The sequence below is a fragment of the Paraoerskovia sediminicola genome (assembly GCF_030296575.1).
Classification (GTDB): Bacteria; Actinomycetota; Actinomycetes; order Actinomycetales; family Cellulomonadaceae; genus Paraoerskovia; species Paraoerskovia sediminicola.
On record NZ_AP027729.1, the window covers coordinates 2,164,429 to 2,186,891 of the forward strand.

The following is a 22,463-nucleotide window of genomic DNA, read 5'->3' on the forward strand; positions in this document are numbered from 1 at the left end:
CAGGCGCCGCTCAGGCGTCCCGAGCCTTGATCACGACGTTCGCGGCGACCAGCGGGACGACGGCCCAGGCGATCGCCACGAGGAGTCCCTGGGCGGGCTCGAGGAGATCGATGCCGCCCGAGGCCAGGTCGGAGGTCGTCATGAAGGCCTGCCCGGCATTCGCCGGCAGGAACTTGTTGATCGTCTCCACGATGTCGTTGTTGATCAGCCCGAGGATCGGCGGGGCGACGAAGTTGAGCGCGACGATGGTGAAGATCGCCCCGGCCGTGGACCGCAGGAGCGTCCCGATGCCGAGCGCCATGAGCGCTGTGAGGACGAGGAAGACGACGGCGCCGCCGAGGATCCGCCACGAGTCGTCGCCGCCGAGGTCGGGCGCCATGTCGGCGTTCGCGAGGAACGGGTAGGCGACGGCGTAGGAGAGCGCGATGCCGACGGCGGCGACGACCACCGAGACGAGCGCGAGCACGAGCGCCTTCGCCCAGACCGTCGCGGAGCGACCCGGGTCGGCGGCGAACGTCGAGCGGATCATGCCGCTCGAGAACTCGTTGGTGATCACCAGGACCCCGAGCACGGCGAGCACGAGCTGGCCGAAGCTGACGCCGCTGGTGACCAGCTCGAGCGAGTCGAACATGCCACCCCCGGTCTGCGCCGCGAACTCGGGGTCGTCGGCGAACGACGAGAAGGTCCACGACGACAGGAGCGCGATCAGCACGAGCAGGACGACCGTGCCCGCGGCCACCCACCAGGTGGAGCGCAGGGTGCGGAGCTTGATCCACTCGGACGACACGGCGCCACCGAACGTCAGGTGCTGCCTCGAGGTGCTCTCGTCGCGGTGGGAGGTGCGGGAGGCGAGATCGGCGCTCATCGGGCGCTCCCTTCGTCGGTCTCGGTCGCGGTCGCCGTCGCGGGGCTCTCGGGTCCCGGTGGCGGTGACGGCGCGGCCTGCGGGGGCTCGCCCGGCCTGCCGTCGCCGGTCTGGTACTCGACGGAGTCGGCGGTCAGCGCCATGTACGCCTCCTCGAGCGTCGACGACTGCGGCGTGAGCTCGTGCAGCGCGACCCGCTCGGCCGCGGCGAGGTCGCCGATCTGGGGTGCGTCCATGCCGGAGACCCGCAGCGCGCCGTCGTCCGACGAGGTGACCGTCGCCCCGCCCGCGCGGACCAGCTCGGCCAGCCGGCCGCCGTCCGGGGTCCGGACCAGGACGGTGCGCTCCGACTGGCCGGCGATGAAGTCGCTCACCGGGGCGTCCGCGAGGATCTTCCCCTTGCCGATGACGATCACGTGGTCGGCCGTGAGGGCGACCTCGCTCATGAGGTGGCTGGAGAGGAAGACGGTGCGCCCCTCGGAGGCGAGGAACTTCGCGAGGTTGCGCACCCAGAGGACGCCGTCCGGGTCGAGGCCGTTGACGGGCTCGTCGAGGATCAGGGTCTTGGGGTCGCCCAGGAGCGCGGTCGCGATGCCGAGGCGCTGGCCCATGCCGAGGGAGAAGCCGCCCGCGCGCTTCTTCGCGACGCTCTCCAGGCCGGTCATGGCGATGACCTGGTCCACGCGCGCCTTCGGGATGCGGTGGGTCGCCGCCAGCGCGCGCAGGTGGTTGTAGGCGGAGCGGCCGGGGTGGATCGCCTTCGCCTCGAGCAGCGCGCCGACCTCGCCGAGGGGCGCGCGGTGCTTCGCGTAGGGCTTGCCGTTGACGGTGACGGAGCCCGCGGACGGCGTGTTGAGCGCCATGATCATCCGCATCGTCGTGGACTTCCCGGCGCCGTTGGGACCGAGGAACCCGGTCACCTTGCCCGGAGCCACCGTGAAGTTGACGTCGTCGACGGCGACCTTGGTCCCGTATCTCTTGGACAGGCCCTTGGCCTCGATCATCGGTGCGCTCCTCGGCGTCGGCAGGTGGGGTCGGTGCTGTCCGGTGCACCGTCGAGCCTATGGTGCCGGGCGCCGTCCGTCAGCCACGTCCACGGCCGGCGGCCAGGTACTTCGCATCACCAACACGATTCGTTCACGCAGGAAGGTTCCTGGCGGGAGCCGCGTTGCATAGGATGGACCGAAGAGGCCAGCAGACGCCCCACGGCCGCAGGCACCAGACAGGTGCAGGCGGGGGCGCGCGACCAGGAGGACCTGATGACCAACCCGGTGTTCAACAACAGCCCGGTGTTCGGAGACCCGAACGCCCCGAAGCGCGGCGGGACCGCGACCAGGGCACGCGCCGGCGGCGCACCGTCGTACGGCACGCCCTCGGGGGCCGCGGCCTACGGGACCGCCGGTGCGGCGTCCGCCGACGCGGCCCAGCTGCAGGGCATGTACGACGCGCCCGCCGCCACCACGGCCGACACGCGCCGCATGACCTACGACGACGTCATCATCAAGACGGGCGGCCTGCTCGCCCTCCTCGTCGTGGTGGCCGGTGCGACCTGGGCCCTCACGCCCGTCGAGTCGCCGATCTGGATGCTCGGCGCCGTCGTCGGCCTGGTCCTCGGCCTCGTCAACGCGTTCAAGAAGCAGCCGAGCCCGCTCCTCATCACGCTGTACACGCTCGCGCAGGGCGTGTTCCTCGGCGGGATCTCGCAGTACTACTCCGCGATCACGGTGAGCGGCAACGACCTCACCGGTGTCGTGCCGATGGCGGTCCTCGCCACGCTCTGCACCTTCGGTGCCTCGCTGTTCCTCTTCCGCTCCGGCAAGATCCGCGTCACGCCCAAGTTCACGCGCTTCCTGATCATCGGGATGGTCGGCTACCTCGCCTTCTCGCTCGTGAACATGCTGCTCGTGATGTTCGGCGTCATGGACGGGTGGGGCATGCGCAGCGGCGGCCTCGGCATCGTCGTGAGCCTCTTCGCGGTCAGCCTCGCGGCCATGTCGTTGATCGTCGACTTCGACGCGATCAAGCGCGGCGTCGAGAACGGCGTCCCGGCAAAGTTCGCCTGGTCCGCGGCCTTCGGCCTCATGGTCACGCTGATCTGGCTCTACCTCGAGTTCCTGCGTCTCTTCGCGATCCTGCAGGGTCGAGACTGACACGCGGGGCGACGGACGCCGTCCGACGCCCCGCCACCTGAACGACGCGACACGCAGCAGCCCGCCCCCGGGGACCCCGGGGGCGGGCTGCTGTCGTCCGTGCCCGCGCTCGTGGCCGCCCCGGCCTGCGGCCGGTCGCTCAGCGGTTCAATGGTTCAGCGGCTCAACCGACGTGGGCCGCCTCGAAGTAGTTTCCGTCGGCCAGCCCCTCCTCGGCGCGGATCACGTGCATCACGGCGTTGATGAGCGCCAGGTGCGTGAACGCCTGCGGGAAGTTCCCGAGGTGCCGGCCGGACTGCGGGTCGATCTCCTCGGCATAGAGGTCCAGGGAGCTCGCGAACGACAGCAGGCGCTCGCAGAGCCGTCGGGCCCGGTCGAGCTCACCGATCTCGACCAGCGCCGACACGAGCCAGAACGAGCAGATCGTGAAGGTGCCCTCCTCGCCCGACAGCCCGTCGTCCGTCTCGTCGACGCGGTACCGCAGCACGAGGCCGTCCTCGGTGAGCTCGTCCGCGATCGCGAGGACCGTGGCCCGCACGCGCGGGTCCTCCGGCGGCAGGAACCGCAGGAGCGGCACGAGCAGCAGGGACGCGTCGAGCGCGTCCGACCCGTAGCGCTGCACGAACACACCGCGGTCGTCCGTGCCCTTGTCGCAGATGTCGGCGTGGATCTCGTCCGCGAGCTTCTGCCACTGCTCCGCGAAGTCGTGCTCGTCGTACATGCGGGCGAGCCGGGCCCCGCGGTCCATCGCGACCCAGCACATGAGCTTGCTGGACACGAAGTGCTGCATGTCGCCGCGGACCTCCCAGATGCCGCGGTCGGGCAGGTGCCAGTGCTTCGCCGCCTCCTCGACCTGCTTCTTGAGGATCGGCCACAGCGACTCGGGGAGCTGCTCCCGCGACTTGGCGTGGAGGTAGACCGAGTCGAGGACGGCGCCCCACACGTCGTGCTGGCGCTGGTCGTAGGCCGCGTTCCCGACGCGGACCGGCCGGGCGCCCTCGTACCCGGTCAGGTGGGGCAGCTCGAACTCCTCGAGCGTCTCCTCGCCGCCCACCCCGTACATGATCTGCAGCTCCTTGTTGTCGCGGCAGGCGTCGTGGATGAACGCGAAGAAGTCGTTGGCCTCGCGGTCCAGGCCGAGCGTGTACAGCCCCCAGAGGGCGAACGTCGAGTCGCGGATCCACGCGTACCTGTAGTCCCAGTTCCGCTCACCGCCGGGCGTCTCGGGCAGCGAGGTCGTCGCGGCGGCCAGCAGTGCGCCCGTCGGGGCGTAGGTCAGGCCCTTGAGCGTCAGGGCGCTGCGCTGCAGATAGTTGCGCCAGGGGTGGTCGGGGAACGACCCCTGGGTGATCCAGTCGCGCCAGAACTGCTCGGTGCGCCACATCGCGTCGGCGGCCTCGCGCCACGAGTGCGGCGCCGGCAGCGGCGACCACGACAGGGCGACGAAGTGGGAGTCGCCCTTGGTCATGCGGGTGCGGCCGTGCGCACGGCGCCCCTCGATGCCGAGCCGGAGGCTGCCGCGGATGCGCAGGTCCGGGTTGCGGGCGTCGGTGCTGCGCGAGACGACCGCCGAGTAGCCCTCGTCCTCGTACTCCCACTCGCCCTCGCGCCCCCCGTAGTCGGGCATCGGCTCGCAGACCGCCTCCAGGTCGACCGTGCCGCTGACGCACTTGATGGTGCGCAGCAGGACATGCTCGGCGTCGTCGTCGGTGGGCGTGCGCCGGTGGGTCTGCGAGCGCTCGTCGACGTTGTGCCAAGGGCCCATGACCATGGCGTCGCGGACCTGGAGCCAGCCCGTCGACGTCTGCCAGGTGGTCTCGAGGATCAGCGTCCCGGGCAGGTAGCGGCGCGCCACCGGCACCCGGACGCCGTAGGGGCCCACGCGGAACATGCCTGCTCCTCGGTCGAGGATCGCGGAGAAGATGCTGGGGGAGTCGGGCCGTGGGACGCACATCCACTCGACGGAGCCGCTGGGGGCGATCAGCGCGTTCGTCTCGCAGTCCGACAGGAACGCGTACTCGGCGATCGAGGGGAACGTGCTGCGCCCCTCGCCCACGGTCGGGCCGAACCCGTCGGCCCCCACGGCGTCGGCGCCCGGTCCGTCGGCCGACCCCGGCCGGGTCAGCCGTGGTTGGTGCCCCACGAGGCCGAGCGGGCCGTCGGCCGCCACCCGCTCCGGGGTCGGCGGGCCGGTGTGCTGCCTGGTGTCGGTCGTGCTCGTGTCCTCGGGCGTCATGCCCTCAGCGTGCGCCCGAGGACTGGCGATTGCCAGCGCTTCCGGCCGCGAGCCGGGGAATTCACAGGGTTGTAACGTCGGACGGCGCCCGTAGGCTGGGTTCTGACCGTTTCCCCCTCCCCGTCCTTGAGAGAGGTCCCTCATGGCTGCACCCACCGCGCTCCCCACCGCGTCCGGCACCTTCGGCGACAAGCCCGAGCTCACGTTCCCCGCCGGCGGCGCTCCCGGCGGCCTGCACGTCTCGGTCCTCGAGGAGGGCACCGGCCGCACCGTCCAGAAGGGCGACACGATCGTCGTCAACTACTACGGGCAGGTGTGGGACGGCGGGATGTTCGACAACTCGTACGACCGCCGCTCGACCATCGACTTCCCGATCGGCGTCGGCGCCGTGATCGGCGGCTGGGACAAGGGGCTCGTGGGCCAGAACACCGGGTCACGCATCCTCCTGTCGATCCCGCCGGAGCACGGCTACGGCATGCGCGGGGTCCCGCAGGCCGGGATCGGCGGCGGTGACACGCTCGTCTTCGTGATCGACCTCGTCGACATCAAGTAGCCCGCGTCCCGGCGATCCGGTGGTCGTCATCAAGTAGCCCGCGTCCCGCCGGCCCGGTGTTCGTCGCCCGCCGAACCGGTGTCTTTCGCACGCCGACCCGGTCGTTGGTTGCGATCCCGAGCCCGTGATCGCGCACAACCGCCGGTTCGGCGGGGATGTGGGGGTTCAGCGACGGCTCAGCGGCGGCTCACCGTCAGCGTGAACCGGGCGTCGCGAGCGACCTCGGACGTCGGCCCGACAGCCCGGGACAGCGCCGGCCGGTAGCGCAGGTGCGAGTTCCAGACGCACCACAGTTCGCCGCCCGGCCGCAGGATGCGGCCTGCCGCTGCGAACATGCGGTGGGCCGCTCCGGTGTCGACGGCCGCACCGACGTGGAACGGCGGGTTGAGCAGGACGACGTCGGCGCTCGCGTCGGGCAGCCGCGAGGCGGCGTCGTCGCGCAGCACGCGCACGCGGGCGCGGACCCCGTTCGCCCGTGCAGTCGCCGCCGCCGAGAGGACGGCCGCGTCCGACTCGTCCGTCGCGACGACCTGGGCCACCGGGTGCGCGAGGGCGAACGCGGTAGCGATCACGCCGGTGCCGCAGCCGAGGTCCACGGCGGCGATCGGGTCCGTGCCGGCAGGTCCGCCCGCCTCGCGTACCCCGACCCGGTCGAGGTGCTCCAGCAGGAGACGGGTGCCGTGGTCCAGCGTGGGGCCTCCGAAGGCCGCGCCGTGCGCGACCACCTCGAGCTCCGTCGTCCGACCCCGACCCGCCGGGACCTCGAGGCGCTCCCGGACGGGGAACGACGGCGTCCGGTCGCGGTCCTCGCGGATCCTGGCGGCGACGAGGACCCGGGACTTCTGGCGAGCGAGCGACGCGTGGACGTCGACGAACGACGCCGCGAGGACGTCGTTCATCGCCCGCGTCATGTGCTTGATGCGGCCACCGGCGTAGACGCGGACCTCCGGGTGGGCGTCGGCGGCGATCGCCTCGCTGACCTGCGTGAGCGCCGCGAGCGACCGGGGCAGCTGCATCAGGACCACTCGCGCGCCGGCGAAGGCCTCCGGGCCCAGCGGGACGGTGCGATACGTCTCGCTCAGCCTGGCCGCCGCAGCGTTGCGGGCGAGCCCGATCTCCCCGGTGACGACGTCCTGGTGGCTGCGGAGCCCCGTGAGGCCGTGCGCGACCACGGCCCCCAGCGTCAGCGCGCCGAACCGGTCGTCGACGACCACGACCTCGTCCGAAGCCGCCACGGCCAGGTCGTCCGCGGCCTCGGTCAGCAGGAGCCGGTCGGTCGCGTCCACCGCGACGCGGGTCGGGTCGTCGTCGTCCGGCCAGCGGCGGAGCCCGGCGAGCAGCGCGTCGAGGGCGGACGGCGCGGCGGGGTCGTCCTGGGTCGTGGTGCTCACCGCACCATTGTCGGGTCTGGCACCCTGGGCCCATGACCCAGACACCCGGGACACCTGGCCCTCTGCCCACCTCTGCGGCACCTGCCGAGGCGGGCGCGGACCCCGACGACCTGCCCGTGCCCCCGCGCGTCGAGATCACCTACTGCACCCAGTGCCGCTGGCTGCTGCGTGCGGCCTGGATCGCGCAGGAGCTGCTGACGACGTTCGGCACCCGGCTCGGCGAGGTCGCGCTCGTGCCCGGCACCGGGGGCGTGTTCACGGTGCGGATCGGCGACGACCTGGTCTGGGACCGCAGCGAGCAGAAAGGCTTCCCGGAGATCCCCGCGCTCAAGCAGCTCGTCCGGGACCGCGCGGCCCCCGGCATGTCGCTCGGGCACACCGACCGGTCGGCCGCGGCCGCCGCAGGCACTGCTCCTGGTACGGCCGGCCCCTCGGAGAGCTAGGCGAAGCTCCGGCGGCTAGGCAGGCTTGCCGCGCGAACCCTTGCGGGCCTCCGCGGCGTCGCGCTCCTTGATGCGCTCCTCCTCGGCGCGCACCCCCGCCTGCACCTTGCGCTCCTGCACGAGCCAGCTCGGCGGGTCGTCGCGCAGCTCGTTGATCTCGTCCGTCGTCAGCGGTTCGGTGAGGCCGCCGCGGGCGAGGCCCGCGATCGAGACGTTCAGCCGGCCCGCGACGACCGGCCGCGGGTGGGGGCCGTTGCGGCGCAGCTCGCTCAGCCACTCGGGCGGATCGGTCTCCAGCGCGTCGAGCTCCGCGCGCGAGACGGTGCCCTCCTGGAACTCCGGCGGTGTCGCGGGGAGGTAGACCCCGAGCTTCTTGGCCGCCGTGGCGGGCTTCATCTTCTGCGAGGCGCTCGAGGAACTCATGCCCCCAGCCTATCCGCGGCACCACGGTCGCGGGACGGGCTGGCACTAGCCTGGAGCGGTGGACGAGACGAGCGGGGCCGCAGCACAGCAGCCGGAGCCGGTCCCTCCGGCCGAGGCCGAGGCCGGGACCGAGACCGAGGCCGTGGACGACGACGGCCCCGCGCCGTTCCGCCTCGGCTACGTCCCGGGCGTGACGCCCGCCAAGTGGGCGCGGGTGTGGGGCGCCCGCCTCCCGCAGGTGCGGCTGGAGCTCGTGCAGGTGGCGGCCGACGACGCCGAACGTGCGCTGCGGGACGGCGAGCTCGACGCGGCGATCGCCAGGCCCCCGGTGGACCGCGACGTGATGAGCGTGATCTCGCTCTACGAGGAGCAGGCCGTCGTGTGCGTCGGGAACGACCACGTCGTCGCCGCGCTGGGGGACGACGAGCAGGTCTCGCTCGACGACCTGGCCGACGACGTCGTCCTGCACCCGGAGGACGACGTCCTGTGGGGTGACGTGCCCCTGCCGGGGATCGCGGCCGTCGCGCGGCCCGCCACGACCGCGGACGCGCTCGAGCTCGTGGCCGCGGGCGTCGGAGTGCTGGTGACGCCGAAGTCGCTCGCCCGGCTGCACCACCGCAAGGACGTGACCCACCGGGAGGCCGACGGGGCGCCGTCCGCCCCCGTGGGACTCGTGTGGCCGAGCCTGGCGACCACGGACCTCGTCGACGAGATGATCGGGATCGTGCGTGGCCGGACGGCGAACAGCTCGCGCGGGCGCCGCGCCGCGGAGGCCGTGACGTCCGCGCCGGTGGCGCGCCCTGCGAAGGAGGGGAACACCGGTGCCGGCGGTCCCGGCGGCGCGCGGTCCGGCAAGGGCTCCGGCGCGGGGGCCGGCAAGACCCCGGTCAAGGGCGGCGCCAAGGGCAAGCAGAGCGTGGCGTCGTCCCGGCGCAACGCTGCGGCGAAGCGGGCTGCGGCCGGGAAGCGGGCCCGGCGGCAGGGACGCTGAGCGGCCCTCGACGCCCTGAACGGCCCTCAGCGACGAGCGGCAGTCGGGAGCACGTGCGGTACCGGGCCGCTACGGCGCCGGCGCGGTCACGAAGATGTCGAGCAGCTCCGGGTTGTGCGCGTGCACGAGCACCGCGAAGACGACCAGGTCGAAGAGCAGGTGCACCGCGACGACGTACGTGAGCGACTTGAAGCGGGAGAAGATCCAGCCCTGCACCAGGGCGAAGGGGATCGTCAGCGCGGGCCCCCACTCCCGGTAGCCGAGCTCCCACAGGAACGACACGAACACCGTGGCCTGCAGCACGTTGGCGAGCCACAGCGGCAGGTGCTCGCGCAGCAGGGCGAAGACGATGCAGACGAAGAACAGCTCGTCCCAGATCCCGACGGCGTTGACCCCGACGAACAGCCGCCCGATCTCCTCGCCCGTCGTGACCGTCGGCCAGTTCCGGTAGGCGCCCGAACCGATGAAGTAGGCGGGCAGGATCAGGTACCCGGCGGCCACGACGACGACCAGGTAGACGATCTGCGCTCTGGACCAGCGGCGGCCCGTGCGCAGGGGAAGACGATGCTGCGCTGCCCGAACCCGTAGCGACTCACCGCCCACGGCACGAGGACCGCGGCGGACAGCGCGACGGCGAAGCGGGCGATCCCGGCGTCCGACAGGTCGGCGGCGAGCGGGATCGCCGAGACGATCGACATGCCGAGCGCGATGATCCCGAGGTCGCGGGCGAGCGCGCGGTCGACCGCGACCGCGAGCAGGATGCCGAGCACCAGCGGGACATACCCGAGCGGGCGCACGTGCACCGCGAAGAGCAGCACCGCCGACCCGCACACGAGCACGGCGGCGGCGACGCGCAGGCCCCCGACGGCAGAGGTGAGCGGGGCGCCGACCGCCTGCGGGGACGCGCTCACGCGGCGTGCGCCGACGCGGCGCGACCGGTCGGGACCCGCGATGCCGAGCATGTCGACGGCGTGCGGGGCGGCAGTGCGGCGGCGGGCTCCATCCCGCCAGTATGTCGGGCGGGGCAAGCCACGTCTCGGACCGGGCCGGACCGCCCCTACCCCGTTCCCATCGGGTGAGAGGCGTCCTACGCGGGCATCTCGCACGCCACGCCGGTCGAGTGCACGGGGCAGTAGCCGGCGGGGTTCTTGTACAGGTACTGCTGGTGGTAGCCCTCGGCGTAGTAGAAGGGTCCCGCCTCGTCCGCCGGCTTGAGCTCGGTGGTGATGACCCCGAACCCGCGGGCGGCGAGGCTCTTCTCGAACGCCGCCGCGGACGCGCGCACGACCTCCTCCTGCTCCGGCGTCGTCCAGTAGACCGCCGAGCGGTACTGGGTGCCGACGTCGTTGCCCTGCCGGTAGCCCTGCGTCGGGTCGTGCGCCTCCCAGAAGGCGCGCAGGATCCCGGCGTCGTCGACCTGCGTCGGGTCGTACGCGACCATCACGGTCTCCGTGTGCCCCGTGCGGGCCGTGCAGGTCTCCTCGTACGTCGGGTTGGGTGTGAACCCGCCCTGGTAGCCGACCGCGGTCGAGACCACGCCCGGGAGCCGCCAGAACTCCTTCTCCGCGCCCCAGAAGCAGCCCATCGCCAGGTAGATCACGCGGGTCCCCTCGGGCCACGGCGGGGTCAGCGACGTGCCCAGGACGGCGTGGGTCGCGGGGACCGGCTCCGGCGGGGTCGCGCGCCCGGGCAGAGCGGCCTCCGGCGAGACCATGGTCGAGCGGGCCGAGGAGCCGAACAGGGAACCGAACACGAGGACCTCCGTGGGTGGGTGACAACCGTGCCAACGCGCGCCCCGGCTCGCGTGTTCCCGGTGCGCAGCAGGCATCGGTCGTAGTGTGGCGGCGTGATCCAGAAGCTTGCGCCCACGCCCGGGGCAGCATCGACGAGCGAGGTCCGATGAGCATCTTCCGTCGGCGGTCCCGCAAGGCCGCGCCCGCAGGCCCCGCGACCGAGGACGTGGTCGCGCCCTCGGAGCCCGTCGACCGGACGCTGCACGGGTCGGACGCCGTGGCACCGTCCGTGCGGACCGCGGCAGCCTGGTCCTGGCGCGGGCTGGCGATCGGTGGGGCGGCGGCCGGCCTCGTCTGGGTGATCGGGGCCATCGAGGTGATCGTGGTGCCGATCGCGGTCGCGATCCTCCTCACCGTGCTCCTCACCCCGGTGCGGGTGTTCTTCGAGCGCCGGCTGCGGTTCCGGCGGTCGTTCGCGGCCGGGACCGCGCTGATCGGCCTGCTCGTGCTGGTCTCCGGGCTCGTCACCGTCGCGGGACGGTCGATCGTGGGCGGCTTCCAGGACCTCGCCGCGCAGGCGCAGGCCGGCTTCAACGAGTTCCTCGACTGGCTGTCGACGGGGCCGCTGAACCTCAACACCGACCAGATCAACGACTACGTCGACCAGGGGCTCAACACCGTCCAGGACAACCAGGGTCAGATCCTCTCCGGCGCGCTCGGCGCCGCGACCACCGTCGGCCACGTGCTCACCGGCGCCCTCATCGCGCTCTTCTGCACCTTCTTCTTCCTGCTGGACGGCCGCACCATCTGGGCGTGGGTCGTCGGCCTCATGCCGGTGCGCTCGCGCGACGCGATCCACCAGGCGGGGCGCCGCGGGTTCGTGACACTGTCCGCCTACACCCGCACCCAGATCCTGGTCGCCGCGGTCGACAGCGTCGGTATCGGTGTCGGCGCCGCGATCCTCGGGGTCCCGCTGGCGTTCCCGCTCGCGGTCCTCGTCTTCGTCGGCGCCTTCATCCCGATCGTCGGTGCGGTCCTGTCGGGCACCGTCGCGGTGCTCGTGGCGCTCGTGGCGAACGACTGGGTGACCGCGCTCATCATGCTCGCGATCGTCCTGGTCGTGCAGCAGATCGAGGGTCACGTGCTGCAGCCGTTCCTCATGGGTCACGCCCTCTCGCTGCACCCGGTCGCGGTGCTGCTCGCCGTCGCCGCAGGCGCGTTCACCGCCGGGATCGTCGGCGCGCTGTTCGCCGTCCCGGTCGTGGCGGTCGTGAACACCGTCGTCCTCTACTTCCACGGGCACGACAAGTTCCCGGAGCTCGGCACCGAGGACCGCGTCATGGTCCGCGGCAGGCCCGCCCTGCCGAACCTCCCCGAGGTCCCGACGGCCGTGCGCCGCGCCGAGATGGGGCTGCTCGTCTCCAGCGCCGCCGGTATCCCGTGGCAGCCCCCGGAGGGCGGCTACACCCAGCGTGCCGGGGAGTGGCGGGAGCGCAGCGCCGACGTCCTGCGCGAGCGGTTCCGCCGGGACGGGGGGACCGACGGGGACGACGAGAGCGGCGGTGCCGGTGGTGCCGGTGGCGGGGCGGCCGAGCGCCCGGGCGGCCCGGTCGCACGATGACGCGGCCCGCAGCGCCCGTCCCGACCACCCGGGAGGTCCTCGACTCCGCCCGGGACGCCGCACGCCTCCTCGACGGCATCTCCTACCGGACGCCGATCCACACGTCGCGGGCGCTCAGCGAGGTCGCGGGGCTCCCGGTGCTCCTCAAGTGCGAGAACCTCCAGCGCTCCGGCTCGTTCAAGCTCCGCGGCGCGTACGTGCGCATGGCGCGGCTGGACGACGAGTCCCGGGCGAGGGGAGTCGTCGCCGCGAGCGCCGGCAACCACGCCCAGGGTGTCGCGCTGGCAGCGGCCGAGCTCGGTATCCCGGCCGTCGTGTACATGCCGACCGACGCCGCGCTGCCGAAGGTCGCGGCGACCCGCGACTACGGCGCCGAGGTGCGGCTCGTCGGCGACTCGGTGGACGAGGCGCTCGCGGCCGCCGCTGCCGAGTCCGCTCGCTCGGGCGCCGTCCTGATCCACCCGTACGACCACCGGGACGTCGTCGCCGGACAGGCGACCGTGGCGCTCGAGATCGCCGAGCAGGTCCCGGACGCGGGGACAGTGCTGGTGCCGCTCGGCGGGGGCGGGCTCACCGCGGGCATCGCGGCGGTGCTCGCGGAGGTCCTGCCGAGCGCGACGGTGGTCGGGGTCCAGGCCGAGCGCGCGGCGGCGTGGCCGTCGTCGCTGGCGGCGGGGAGCCTCGGACGGCGTCGCTCACCTCGACGATGGCCGACGGGATCGCGGTCGGCACCCCGGGCGGGGTCCCCTTCGGGATCCTTGCGGGACTCGGTGTCCAGGTCCGGACCGTCGGCGAGGACGAGATCTCCCGGGCGCTGCTCGCCGTCGCGGAGCGCGCCAAGCTGATCGTCGAACCTGCCGGGGCGGCGGGCGTCGCGGCGCTCCTGCGGGACACGAGCGGGTTCGAGGGCCCGGTCGTCGCCGTCCTCTCCGGGGGAACGTCGACCCGAACGTCCACCTGCGGGCGATCCGCTACGGCCTCGCGGCGGCGGGGCGCTACCTGCAGCTGCGCGTGCGGCTCGACGACCGTCCCGGCGCGCTCGCGGAGCTGGCCCAGGTCGTCGCGGGGGCGGGCGGGAACATCATGCACATCGACCACGCGCGCACCGACATCGATCTCGCGATCGACGAGGCGTGGGTCCAGCTCCAGGTCGAGACCAAGGGCTCGGAGCACTGCCGCGTCCTCGTCGAGCGGCTGCAGGCGGGCGGGTTCTACGTCGGCTGACGTGGCAGTCCCCGGGCACTGCACCGGCACTGCAGCGGCACTGCCTGAGCGCGGTCCGGGCACGGTCCGGACCTGACGATGGTCCCAGGTCCCGGCACGACGAAGGGGCCCGGTCGACCCGGGCCCCTTCGTCGTGCGGCTGTGGTCCTGCCCGCGGGCGGGACGTCGGCGTCAGCCCGCGTAGGGCTTCGCCTCCACGATCTCGACGGAGATCTCGGCGCCGGACGGCGCCGCATAGCTCACCGTCTCACCGACGGAGTGGCCGTCGATGGCTGCTCCGAGCGGGGACGTCGGCGAGTAGACGCGCATGTCGGTCGTCTCGCCGATCTCGCGGGAGCCGAGGAGGAAGGTCATCGGGTCGCCGCCGACCTTGGCGGTCACGACCATGCCGGCCTCGACCTTGCCGTCGTCCTGCGGGGTGCCGACCTGGACCGACCGCAGCTTCTCGGTCAGCTCGCGGATGCGTGCCTCGTTCTTGGCCTGCTCCTCGCGCGCGGCGTGGTAGCCGCCGTTCTCCTTCAGGTCGCCCTCGTCGCGCGCGGCAGCGATGCGCTCGGCGATCTCCGTGCGGCCCTCACCCGTCAGGTGAGCCAGCTCGGCGTTCAGCTTGTCGTATGCCTCCTGGGTCAGCCAGGTGACGGTTGTCTCTGTCACGGTTCGCTCCTTTCCTTGCCGGGTCTTCGCGGGTCGTGCGGCGCGCCCGTCCGAGCACCGGGGGATCGTGTCCCGTCCGGTCCCGGGTGCGGTGCCGTGGCCTCGCGCGTCTGCGTCGTCAGCCACGTCCACACTCACCGAGGTCGAGCTCGCTGGTCAGTCAGCGGCTCTCGGTCGGAGCCTGCGGTACGGGGCAGCATCTGAATCGGTCATTCTACCAAGTCCCGCGAGGAACGTTCGTCCGGCACGAGTCTGGCGTGCCAGGGCAGGCTCGGGCGTGCCCGTGCGACGTCGGACGGCGGTCGGACGGCTTGTCGGGCTCGGACGGCGCCCGGACGGCGCTCGGGCGGCGCTCAGGAACCGGTCGCGGGTCCGGTCAGGGCGCAGGGTCCACGGCGTCGCACGTGTCGATCACGGCGGTCGTGGCCTCCTGCGACGTCGCCACGCTCACCGTGTACCTGGCGTCGGCGGTCGCGTTGGGACCGACCGGCACCTCCAGGTGGCCCACCTGGGCGTAGCCGGAGCTGAGCGCGTCGATCGAGCAGACCGCCGTCGTCCCCGGGGCCATCGAGACGTCGAAGGTGATGTCGATCTGCTCGGGGGAGACGACGGAGAAGCCGACGTCCTTCCACTCGACGGCGCCGCGGGCGTTGTCGACCGCGATCCACCCGACGACGGCGGTCCCCAGGACCACGAATGCCGTGATCGCCAGCGCGTAGGCGCTCACGCGCCGTCGGCCGACGCGCAGGCCCCGCCCGCGGGGCGCAGTCCGGCCGTAGCGGTCGGCGAGCGTCGCGTCGGTCAGGTCGGCAGCGCCGGTCGTGTCGGCAGTGTCTGGCACGCCGGATGTGCCGGTCGCGTCCGCCGTACCGGTCGTGCCGGTCGTGTCGGCCGCGTCCACGGGACGGCCGGCCGGATCGTGGCTCATGGCCTGGTGCTCCTCGGTCGGTTCGGGATCCGTCGCACGATGCGCGATCATGGATGCGAGCACCATTGTCCCTGACGGCGGGGCGCCGGTCGTACCGGCACGTCGCCACCAGCCCCCGGAGGATCCGTGGAACACGCGCAGCCTGCGTCCGCACCGAGCACCGCCGAGCCGCTGCGGCTCATGGCGGTCCACGCGCACCCTGACGACGAGTCGAGCAAGGGCGCGGCCACCATGGCCCGCTACGCGGCCGAGGGCGTCGAGGTCCTCGTCGTCACCTGCACGGGCGGTGAGCGCGGCGACATCCTCAACCCGCGGTTCGGGCCCGCGCCCGAGACCCCGGAGGCGATGGCGGCGCTGCGCCGGGAGGAGATGGCGGCCGCCGCAGCGGCGCTCGGGGTCCGGCAGGAGTGGCTCGGGTTCGTCGACTCGGGCCTGCCCGAGGGCGACCCGCTGCCCCCGCTGCCGGAGGGCTGCTTCGCGCTCGTGCCGCTCGAGACCGCTGCGGCGCCGCTGGTGGAGGCCGTGCGTCGGTTCAGGCCGCACGTCATGACGACCTACGACCCGTCGGGTGGCTACCCGCACCCGGACCACATCAAGACCCACGAGGTCTCCGTCGAGGCGTTCGCCGCGGCCGGAGACCCGGAGCGGTACGTCGTCGACGGTGGGGCCGAGCCCTGGGCCCCGGGCAAGCTCTACTACAACCACGGCTTCTCGATGGCGCGCATCCGCTCGGTCCACGAGGCGATGCTCGGCGCCGGGCTCGAGTCGCCGTTCGGCGAGTGGGTCGAGTCCCGTGCCGCGCGCGAGATCCCGGAGCGCGAGGTCACGACCCGCATCGACGTGCGGGAGCACCTCGACCAGCGCGACGCCGCGCTGCGCGCCCACGCCACGCAGATCGACCCGGACGGCTTCTTCTTCGCCGTCCCGCGGGACCTGGAGCTCGAGGTCTGGCCCTGGGAGGAGTACGAGCTCGCAGAGTCCCGTGTCGAGGTCGCCGGCGCCGCGCGAGGCGACGCCGACACCGACGCCGACTCCGGGGCCGAGTACGAGACCGACCTGTTCGCGGGCCTGCGGCCCGAGGTCGGCGCCGAGCCCGTCCGGCAGGACGCATGACCGCGGCCGGGGCCATCCTGACCTCACCGACGGTCACGGGACTCCTCGCGGCCGCGACGCCTGCGCCGTCCCCGTCGAGCGACCCGCTGCGCCCGGAGCTCTCGCCCTACGACGTGTCGCCGGGGCTCATCGGGTTCCTGGTGATCTTCGCCGTCGCCCTGGCGACCGTGGTGCTCTTCCTCTCGCTGACGAAGCACCTGCGCACGGCGCGTCGCAACGACGAGCGCCGGCGTGCGGCCGGCGAGGTCCCCGGCGGTGGAGCGCCCGACGGCGGGGCGCCTGACAGGCCCGCGCCCGACGGCGGAGCGCCCGACGGTGCTGAGCCCGGCGGATCGCCCGACGACCCCACCGCGACGGGCGCCGACCCGGCAGCAGAGCGCGCGGCGCCGACGGACCGGACCTGACATGACGGTCCGCGTCACGATCGCCCAGCTCGCGGTCTCGGGGGACCGGCCCGCGAACGAGCACGTCGTGCGGACAGCGTTCCGCTCGGCCGCCTCGGTCGGCTCCGAGCTCCTCGTTCTCCCCGAGTACTCGTCGGGTTTCGACCCGCACGGGGTGGGTCCGGAGCACGCGGAGCCGATCAGCGGGAGGTACGTCTCGTTCCTGCGCTCGCAGGCCAGGGCGACGGGAGCGGCCGTGATCGCGGGGACGGTCCTGCCGGGGACGGACCCGGCGCGACCGGTGAACGCCGCCGTCGCGGTCGACCGTGACGGCGAGATCGCCGGCGTCTACCGCAAGGTGCACCTCTACGACGCGTTCGGGCACCGGGAGTCCGACCGGCTCGAGGCCGGCGACCCAGGTGCCGATCCCCTCGTGATCGACGTCGGTGGGCTGCGCTTCGGGGTCATGACCTGCTACGACCTGCGCTTCCCGGAGTCCGCGCGCAGGCTCGTCGACGCGGGTGCGGACGCGCTGGTCGTGCCCGCCGCGTGGGCGTCAGGGCCGCTCAAGGTCGACCACTGGCGGACTCTGGCGCGGGCTCGCGCGATCGAGAACACGGCACTCGTCCTCGCCGTCGGACAGGCGGGGGACGGGGTGTCGGGCCACTCGCTCCTCGTGGGTCCGGACGGACAGGTGGGGCTGGAGCTCGGCGACGTCCCCGAGATCAGGACCGTCGACCTCGACGGCGCGCTGCTGGCGGACGCACGCCGCACCAACCCCTCCCTGGCGAACCGTCGCTACCGGGTCGTCCCCGACTGAGGCGCGGGACGCCGTCCGACGCGTCAGGACGTGACGGCGACGGCGATCGCGATGGCCGTGAAGTGGCAGGCGAAGCCGACCACGGTGAGCACGTGGAAGATCTCGTGGAACCCGAACCACTGCGGGCTCGGGTTGGGCCGCTTCAGCCCGTAGACGACGGCGCCGAGCGTGTACGCGAGGCCGCCGGCGATCACGAGCCAGACCACGGCGGGTCCTCCGGTCTGCCAGAACGCCCCCATGTACCCGACGGCGACCCAGCCGAGGGCGATGTAGATCGGGACGTACACCCAGCGCGGCGCGTTGATCCAGACGATCCGGGCCGCGAGGCCCAGGAGCGCGCCCGACCAGACGATGATCAGCAGGATCCGGGCGGCCGCGGGCTCGAGCAGGAGGACCGCCAGCGGCGTGTACGTGCCGGCGATGATGAGGAAGATGTTCGAGTGGTCGGCCCGTCGGAGGATCCCGGCCACGCGAGGTGACCAGGTGCCGCGGTGGTAGACGGCGCTCGTGCCGAACAAGAGGCAGGCCGAGAGGCCGAACACGGCGCAGGACACCTTGCCGGCGGTCGTGGGCGCCAGGACGACGAGCACGATGCTCGACACCAGGGCGAGCGGGAACGTCACGGCGTGGATCCAGCCGCGCAGGCGAGGCTTGACGGCCTCGACCACGGCATCGACCGTGCGGTCGACCGCGGCACCCGCGCGCTCGGTGACGGTGGGTGCCGGGTCCGTCGGGTCCGGGGTCACGGGGTGCCTCCTCGGCTGGAAGAACTTCTTACGCAATCGTAGGTTACGCAACCGTAGGTTCTGGTACGCGACCTGTGGACGTCCTGTGCCGGGCAGTCCGGTAGTTTGGGCGGGACCGTCGTGGAGCCCTCGTCGAGGAGTGTCGTGCGCCTGCCCCAGCCGCTGTACAAGCTCTACGAGCGTCGGCTCACCCATGCCCTCGACCGTACGTCCGTGCCCCGGCACGTCGGCGTGATCCTCGACGGGAACCGCCGCTGGGCCAAGGCGTTCGGCGAGCCCGCCGCGCACGGGCACCGGCGGGGCGCGGACAAGATCGCCGAGTTCCTCGGCTGGTCCGACGAGCTCGGGATCGAGGTCGTGACGCTCTGGATGCTCTCCACGGACAACCTGCAGCGCTCCGAGGACGAGCTCCACGCCCTGCTGCGCATCATCGAGGACTCCGTCGTGGAGCTCGCCGGTACCGGCCGGTGGCGGCTGCGGGTCATGGGCCGGCTCGACCTGCTGCCCGAGGCGACAACCGAGGCGCTGCGCGCCGCCGAGGCGAGCACCGCCGACGTCGCGGGGATGCACGTCAACGTCGCGATCGGCTACGGCGGCCGGCACGAGATCGCGGACGCCGTCCGCTCCGTGCTGCGGTCCGAGATCGCGCGCGGCGGCTCCCTCGAGGAGCTCGCCCGGACCCTCGACGTCGAGCACATCGAGGCGCACCTCTACACGACGGGGCAGCCCGATCCCGAGCTGCTGATCCGCACCTCGGGGGAGCAGCGTCTCGGCGGGTTCCTGCTCTGGCAGAGCGCGAAGTCGGAGTTCTACTTCTGCGAGGCGTTCTGGCCGGACTTCCGGCGCGTCGACTACCTGCGCGCCCTGCGCGCCTTCGGTGCAAGAGAGCGACGGCTCGGACGATGACGACGCGTCGCTCCGGCGCCAGATCGGACGCTGCGGCGCGCCGGTGATGCAAGTCACGCAAGCGGCTTGCGTCCACGGGGTAGTGTGTTGCGCATGTCGAGACGTCTTGCCGAGGTTGCCAAGAAGGTGGGGGTCAGCGAGGCGACGGTCAGTCGCGTCCTGAACGGGAAGCCGGGCGTGTCGCAGGGCACCCGCGACGCCGTCCTGACGGCGCTCGACGTGCTCGGCTACGAGCGCCCCACCAAGCTCCGGGGCGAGCGAAGCCGGCTCGTGGGGCTCGTGCTCCCGGAGCTCGTCAACCCGATCTTCCCGGCCTTCGCCGAGGTCGTGGGCGGCGCCCTCGCCCAGCAGGGGTTCACGCCGATCCTGTGCACCCGTACGGCCGGCGGCATCACCGAGTCGGAGTACATCGACCTCCTGCTCGCCCAGCACGTGTCCGGCGTGATCTTCGCGGGCGGCCTGTACGCCGAGCGCGAGGCCGACCACACGCACTACGAGCGCCTCCAGGCGCTCAAGCTGCCGGTCGTCCTCATCAACGCGTCGATCGAGACCCTCGACTTCCCGCACGTCTCGTGCGACGACCTCATCGCCGTGCACCAGGCGCTCGACCACGTGATCTCGATGGGGCACACGCAGATCGGTCTGCTCCTGGGCCCCGCCGACCACGTCCCCTCGGAGCGCAAGCTCGCCGCCGCTCGGGTGTTCGCGCAGGCCAGAGGGGTCGAGATCGACCCGCGCATGGTGGCGCACAGCCAGTACTCGCTCGAGAGCGGGCAGGCCGCGGCGAACCGGCTGCTCGAGGCCGGGGCCACGGCGATCGTGTGCGCGAGCGACCCGCTCGCGCTCGGCGCCGTCCGTGCGGTGCGTCGCGCCGGCAAGGACGTCCCGCGCGACATCTCCGTCGTCGGCTATGACGACTCGGCCCTCATGAACTCGACGGACCCGGCGCTCACGACGGTCCGGCAGCCCATCGACGCGATGGGCCGAGCCGCGGTCGACCTGCTGGCCGCCATGATCGCGGGCGGCGAGGTGTCCCGCGACGAGCTCCTCTTCGAGCCCGAGCTCGTGGTCCGGCGCTCGACGGCTGCCGCGCCCGCAGGGTCCTGACCCCCTGACCTGAGCGACCGCTCTCGCCGGAGCCGGACGACGTCCCTCGCGCCGGGGAGCTCTGGCGTGCCCCGAGCGTCCCTGAGCGTGTCGGCGAGCGCGTCCCTGAGCGCGTCGACCCGCATGTCGGCGCGCGCCTCGGCGCCCCATTCCGCCGCGCGCGGATCGGACGTGTCGCGCGCGCCGTCGGGGCCTCCGTGCGTGCGCTGCGCGTGCGCTTGAACGCCCCGAGGTGTCGGATCGACCTCACCGTTTGCATCACGGGGGACCAGTCGTGCGTCAAAAAGGTCGCAGTTCGATAACGCCGATGTCGAGTTCTTGCGTTCGCGGTGTCGAGTCATTACTGTCCAACCAGACGACGAGGTCGGTTCGGCAGTCCGAAGGTGGACGGAGCCACTCGTGCCGGACGACGAGAGGCGCGGACGCGTGGACAGCGAGATCCGAGAGCAGGACGCCACGGTGGTGTCGGGCTCCCAGGCGCAGTGGTGGCGCAGCGCCGTCATCTACCAGGTCTACCCCCGCAGCTTCGCGGACGGGAACGGCGACGGCACCGGCGACCTGGCCGGCGTCCGCAAGCACCTGACCTACCTGCGCGACCTCGGGGTCGACGCGATCTGGTTCACCCCCTGGTACCTCTCGCCCCTCGCCGACGGCGGCTACGACGTCCAGGACTACCGGACCATCGACCCGGCCTTCGGCACCCTGGAGGAGGCCGAGGCGCTGATCTCGGAGGCCCGCGAGCTCGGGATCCGCACGATCATCGACGTCGTCCCCAACCACATCTCGTCCGAGCACGAGTGGTTCCGCGCGGCGCTCGCCGCCGCGCCCGGATCCCCCGAGCGGGAGCGGTTCTGGTTCCACGACGGGCTCGGCCCCGACGGCGACGAGATGCCCACCCAGTGGGTGTCGAGCTTCCAGGGCAACACCTGGACGCGCACGACCGACCCCGACGGCACGCCGGGCCAGTGGTACCTCCACCTGTTCACGCCGGAGCAGCCGGACCTCAACTGGAGCTCGGACGACGTCCGGCGCGAGCACGAGGACGTCCTGCGGTTCTGGTTCGACCGGGGGCCGCGGGGATCCGGATCGACTCCGCCGCGCTGCCGGTCAAGGACCCCGAGCTCCCGCCCGTGCCCGAGGAGTTCGGCCCCGGCGAGCACCCGCACCTCGACCGCGACGAGCTGCACGACATCTACCGCGGGTGGCGTGCCGTCGCCGACTCCTACGCGGACCCCCGGGTGCTCGTCGGCGAGATCTGGCTCCCGGACGTCGAGCGGTTCGCCATGTATCTGCGTCCCGACGAGATGCACACGGCCTTCAACTTCGACTTCATGACCCGGCCCTGGGACGCGAAGGAGCTGCGCACCGCGATCTCGGCGACGCTCGCGGCCCACGCCCCGGTCGGCGCGCCGCCGACCTGGGTCCTGTCGAACCACGACATCACCCGCCCCGTGACCCGGTACGGGCGCGAGGACTCGTCGTTCGACTTCCTCAAGAAGCGCTTCGGCACCCCGACCGACCTGGCGCTCGGTGAGCGCAGGTCGCGGGCGGCCGCGCTGCTCACCGCCGCGCTCCCCGGGTCGCTCTACATCTATCAAGGCGACGAGCTCGGGCTCCCCGAGGTCGAGGACCTGCCGCTCGACGCGATCCAGGACCCGATGCACTTCCGGTCCGAGGGCGTCGACCCCGGGCGCGACGGGTGCCGGGTGCCGCTCCCGTGGACCACGGACGGCGAGTCCTTCGGGTTCTCGGACGACGGCTCGTCGGCACCGTGGCTTCCCCAGCCCGAGGGATGGGGCAGGTTCTCCGCCCAGGCCCAGGCCGACGACCCGCGGTCGATGCTCTCGCTCTACCGCGCCGCGCTCGCGATCCGCAGGGCGGAGGACGGCGTGCGCTCCGCCGAGTTCGCGTGGGTAGAGCTGCCCGGCGCGTCCGAGGACGTGCTCGCGTTCTCCCGCGGCGACGGGTTCGTCTCTGCCACCAACTTCGGCGTCGGAGCGGTGCCTCTGCCCGACGGCGCCCAGGTGCTCCTCGCGAGCACCGAGCTCGACGCCGGGCAGCTGCCCAGCGACGCGAGCGTCTGGTTCAGACCCTAGATCCGCACGACCCCGATCCACCCAGCAGCACGACCACATCAGCAGGACCAGCAGGCAGCCGAGCACCGACCGGGCCGGCG

21 protein-coding genes and 2 pseudogenes are annotated in these 22,463 nt (G+C 72.7%); 12 read left to right on the forward strand and 11 right to left on the reverse strand.

Annotated elements, in window-relative coordinates:
- Positions 1–10: 10 nt before the first annotated feature.
- Positions 11–865: an ABC transporter permease subunit gene (locus QUE47_RS10120; protein WP_286217189.1), complete on the reverse strand. Its 855-nt coding sequence runs from the start codon at positions 863–865 to the stop codon at positions 11–13.
- A complete protein-coding gene (locus QUE47_RS10125) occupies positions 862–1,869 on the reverse strand; it encodes an ABC transporter ATP-binding protein (protein WP_286217190.1) in 1,008 nt (335 codons plus the stop codon). Before QUE47_RS10125 ends, QUE47_RS10120 begins: the two co-directional genes overlap by 4 nt.
- 255 nt (positions 1,870–2,124) lie before the next feature.
- Between QUE47_RS10125 and QUE47_RS10130 the strand changes: the two genes are divergently transcribed.
- The gene (locus tag QUE47_RS10130; protein WP_286217191.1) at positions 2,125–3,015 is read left to right on the forward strand and encodes a Bax inhibitor-1/YccA family protein; all 891 of its coding nucleotides are present in this window, start codon (positions 2,125–2,127) and stop codon (positions 3,013–3,015) included.
- A 163-nt stretch (positions 3,016–3,178) separates the two neighbouring features.
- On the opposite strand, the gene QUE47_RS10135 is transcribed toward QUE47_RS10130, so the two are convergent.
- The gene (locus QUE47_RS10135; RefSeq protein ID WP_286217192.1) at positions 3,179–5,251 is read right to left on the reverse strand and encodes a glycoside hydrolase family 15 protein; all 2,073 of its coding nucleotides are present in this window, start codon (positions 5,249–5,251) and stop codon (positions 3,179–3,181) included.
- 142 nt (positions 5,252–5,393) lie between these two features.
- On the opposite strand from QUE47_RS10135, the gene QUE47_RS10140 reads away from it, so the two are divergent.
- Positions 5,394–5,804 (forward strand): FKBP-type peptidyl-prolyl cis-trans isomerase, encoded by a 411-nt coding sequence (locus QUE47_RS10140; protein ID WP_286217193.1) that lies wholly within the window; start codon positions 5,394–5,396, stop codon positions 5,802–5,804.
- 176 nt (positions 5,805–5,980) lie between these two features.
- Here QUE47_RS10140 and QUE47_RS10145 read toward each other — a convergent pair whose 3' ends face one another.
- Positions 5,981–7,195, reverse strand: a complete 1,215-nt coding sequence (locus QUE47_RS10145) for a class I SAM-dependent methyltransferase (RefSeq protein ID WP_286217194.1) — start codon at positions 7,193–7,195, stop codon at positions 5,981–5,983.
- A 32-nt stretch (positions 7,196–7,227) separates the two neighbouring features.
- On the opposite strand from QUE47_RS10145, the gene QUE47_RS10150 reads away from it, so the two are divergent.
- Positions 7,228–7,638 carry an Rdx family protein gene (locus tag QUE47_RS10150; protein WP_286217195.1) on the forward strand — a complete coding sequence of 137 codons (411 nt, stop codon included), beginning with the start codon at positions 7,228–7,230 and terminating at the stop codon, positions 7,636–7,638.
- A gap of 15 nt (positions 7,639–7,653) precedes the next feature.
- Here the strand turns inward: QUE47_RS10150 and QUE47_RS10155 are convergent, their stop codons facing one another.
- The gene (locus QUE47_RS10155; RefSeq protein ID WP_286217196.1) at positions 7,654–8,061 is read right to left on the reverse strand and encodes a DUF5997 family protein; all 408 of its coding nucleotides are present in this window, start codon (positions 8,059–8,061) and stop codon (positions 7,654–7,656) included.
- Between the two features lie 58 nt (positions 8,062–8,119).
- Here QUE47_RS10155 and QUE47_RS10160 point away from each other — a divergent pair, with 58 nt between their 5' ends.
- Entirely contained in the window at positions 8,120–9,052 is a 933-nt protein-coding gene (locus tag QUE47_RS10160) for a LysR substrate-binding domain-containing protein (RefSeq protein WP_286217197.1), read from the forward strand.
- 69 nt (positions 9,053–9,121) lie between these two features.
- Here QUE47_RS10160 and QUE47_RS17220 read toward each other — a convergent pair whose 3' ends face one another.
- From QUE47_RS17220 to msrA, 3 genes are all read right to left on the reverse strand, one after another.
- A complete protein-coding gene (locus QUE47_RS17220) occupies positions 9,122–9,553 on the reverse strand; it encodes a CPBP family intramembrane glutamic endopeptidase (RefSeq protein WP_434019674.1) in 432 nt (143 codons plus the stop codon).
- Entirely contained in the window at positions 9,535–10,014 is a 480-nt protein-coding gene (locus tag QUE47_RS17225; protein ID WP_434019675.1) for a hypothetical protein, read from the reverse strand. Before QUE47_RS17225 ends, QUE47_RS17220 begins: the two co-directional genes overlap by 19 nt.
- A gap of 125 nt (positions 10,015–10,139) precedes the next feature.
- Positions 10,140–10,766: a peptide-methionine (S)-S-oxide reductase MsrA gene (gene msrA / locus QUE47_RS10170; RefSeq protein ID WP_286219469.1), complete on the reverse strand. Its 627-nt coding sequence runs from the start codon at positions 10,764–10,766 to the stop codon at positions 10,140–10,142.
- A gap of 185 nt (positions 10,767–10,951) precedes the next feature.
- Here msrA and QUE47_RS10175 point away from each other — a divergent pair, with 185 nt between their 5' ends.
- Together QUE47_RS10175 and ilvA are read left to right on the forward strand one after the other, a co-directional pair.
- Positions 10,952–12,406 carry an AI-2E family transporter gene (locus QUE47_RS10175; RefSeq protein WP_286217198.1) on the forward strand — a complete coding sequence of 485 codons (1,455 nt, stop codon included), beginning with the start codon at positions 10,952–10,954 and terminating at the stop codon, positions 12,404–12,406.
- Positions 12,403–13,630: pseudogene (gene ilvA / locus QUE47_RS10180) on the forward strand (threonine ammonia-lyase). Before QUE47_RS10175 ends, ilvA begins: the two are co-directional and overlap by 4 nt.
- 171 nt (positions 13,631–13,801) lie before the next feature.
- On the opposite strand, the gene greA reads toward ilvA, so the two are convergent.
- The gene (greA, locus tag QUE47_RS10185) at positions 13,802–14,284 is read right to left on the reverse strand and encodes a transcription elongation factor GreA (RefSeq protein WP_286217199.1); all 483 of its coding nucleotides are present in this window, start codon (positions 14,282–14,284) and stop codon (positions 13,802–13,804) included.
- A gap of 376 nt (positions 14,285–14,660) precedes the next feature.
- Complete coding sequence (locus QUE47_RS10190) at positions 14,661–15,212, reverse strand: DUF4307 domain-containing protein (protein WP_286217200.1); 552 nt, start codon at positions 15,210–15,212, stop codon at positions 14,661–14,663.
- 180 nt (positions 15,213–15,392) lie between these two features.
- Here QUE47_RS10190 and mca point away from each other — a divergent pair, with 180 nt between their 5' ends.
- From mca to QUE47_RS10205, 3 genes are read left to right on the forward strand one after another with little or no spacing between them, the layout of a single operon-like run.
- Positions 15,393–16,325, forward strand: coding sequence for a mycothiol conjugate amidase Mca (mca, locus tag QUE47_RS10195; RefSeq protein ID WP_286219470.1), 933 nt, complete (start codon positions 15,393–15,395; stop codon positions 16,323–16,325).
- On the forward strand, positions 16,322–16,729 hold the full coding sequence (locus QUE47_RS10200; RefSeq protein ID WP_286217201.1) for a hypothetical protein: 408 nt from the start codon (positions 16,322–16,324) through the stop codon (positions 16,727–16,729). Before mca ends, QUE47_RS10200 begins: the two co-directional genes overlap by 4 nt.
- Before the next feature lies 1 nt (position 16,730).
- Positions 16,731–17,528, forward strand: a complete 798-nt coding sequence (locus tag QUE47_RS10205; RefSeq protein WP_286217202.1) for a carbon-nitrogen hydrolase family protein — start codon at positions 16,731–16,733, stop codon at positions 17,526–17,528.
- 23 nt (positions 17,529–17,551) lie between these two features.
- Here QUE47_RS10205 and trhA read toward each other — a convergent pair whose 3' ends face one another.
- The gene (trhA, locus tag QUE47_RS10210; protein ID WP_434019676.1) at positions 17,552–18,274 is read right to left on the reverse strand and encodes a PAQR family membrane homeostasis protein TrhA; all 723 of its coding nucleotides are present in this window, start codon (positions 18,272–18,274) and stop codon (positions 17,552–17,554) included.
- Positions 18,275–18,418: 144 nt separating this feature from the next.
- Between trhA and QUE47_RS10215 the strand changes: the two genes are divergently transcribed.
- From QUE47_RS10215 to QUE47_RS10225, 3 genes and pseudogenes are all read left to right on the forward strand, one after another.
- Positions 18,419–19,180, forward strand: coding sequence for an isoprenyl transferase (locus tag QUE47_RS10215; RefSeq protein ID WP_286217203.1), 762 nt, complete (start codon positions 18,419–18,421; stop codon positions 19,178–19,180).
- Between the two features lie 93 nt (positions 19,181–19,273).
- Entirely contained in the window at positions 19,274–20,287 is a 1,014-nt protein-coding gene (locus tag QUE47_RS10220) for a LacI family DNA-binding transcriptional regulator (RefSeq protein ID WP_286217204.1), read from the forward strand.
- Positions 20,288–20,713: 426 nt separating this feature from the next.
- A pseudogene (locus QUE47_RS10225) lies at positions 20,714–22,383 on the forward strand (glycoside hydrolase family 13 protein).
- Positions 22,384–22,463 lie beyond the last annotated feature (80 nt).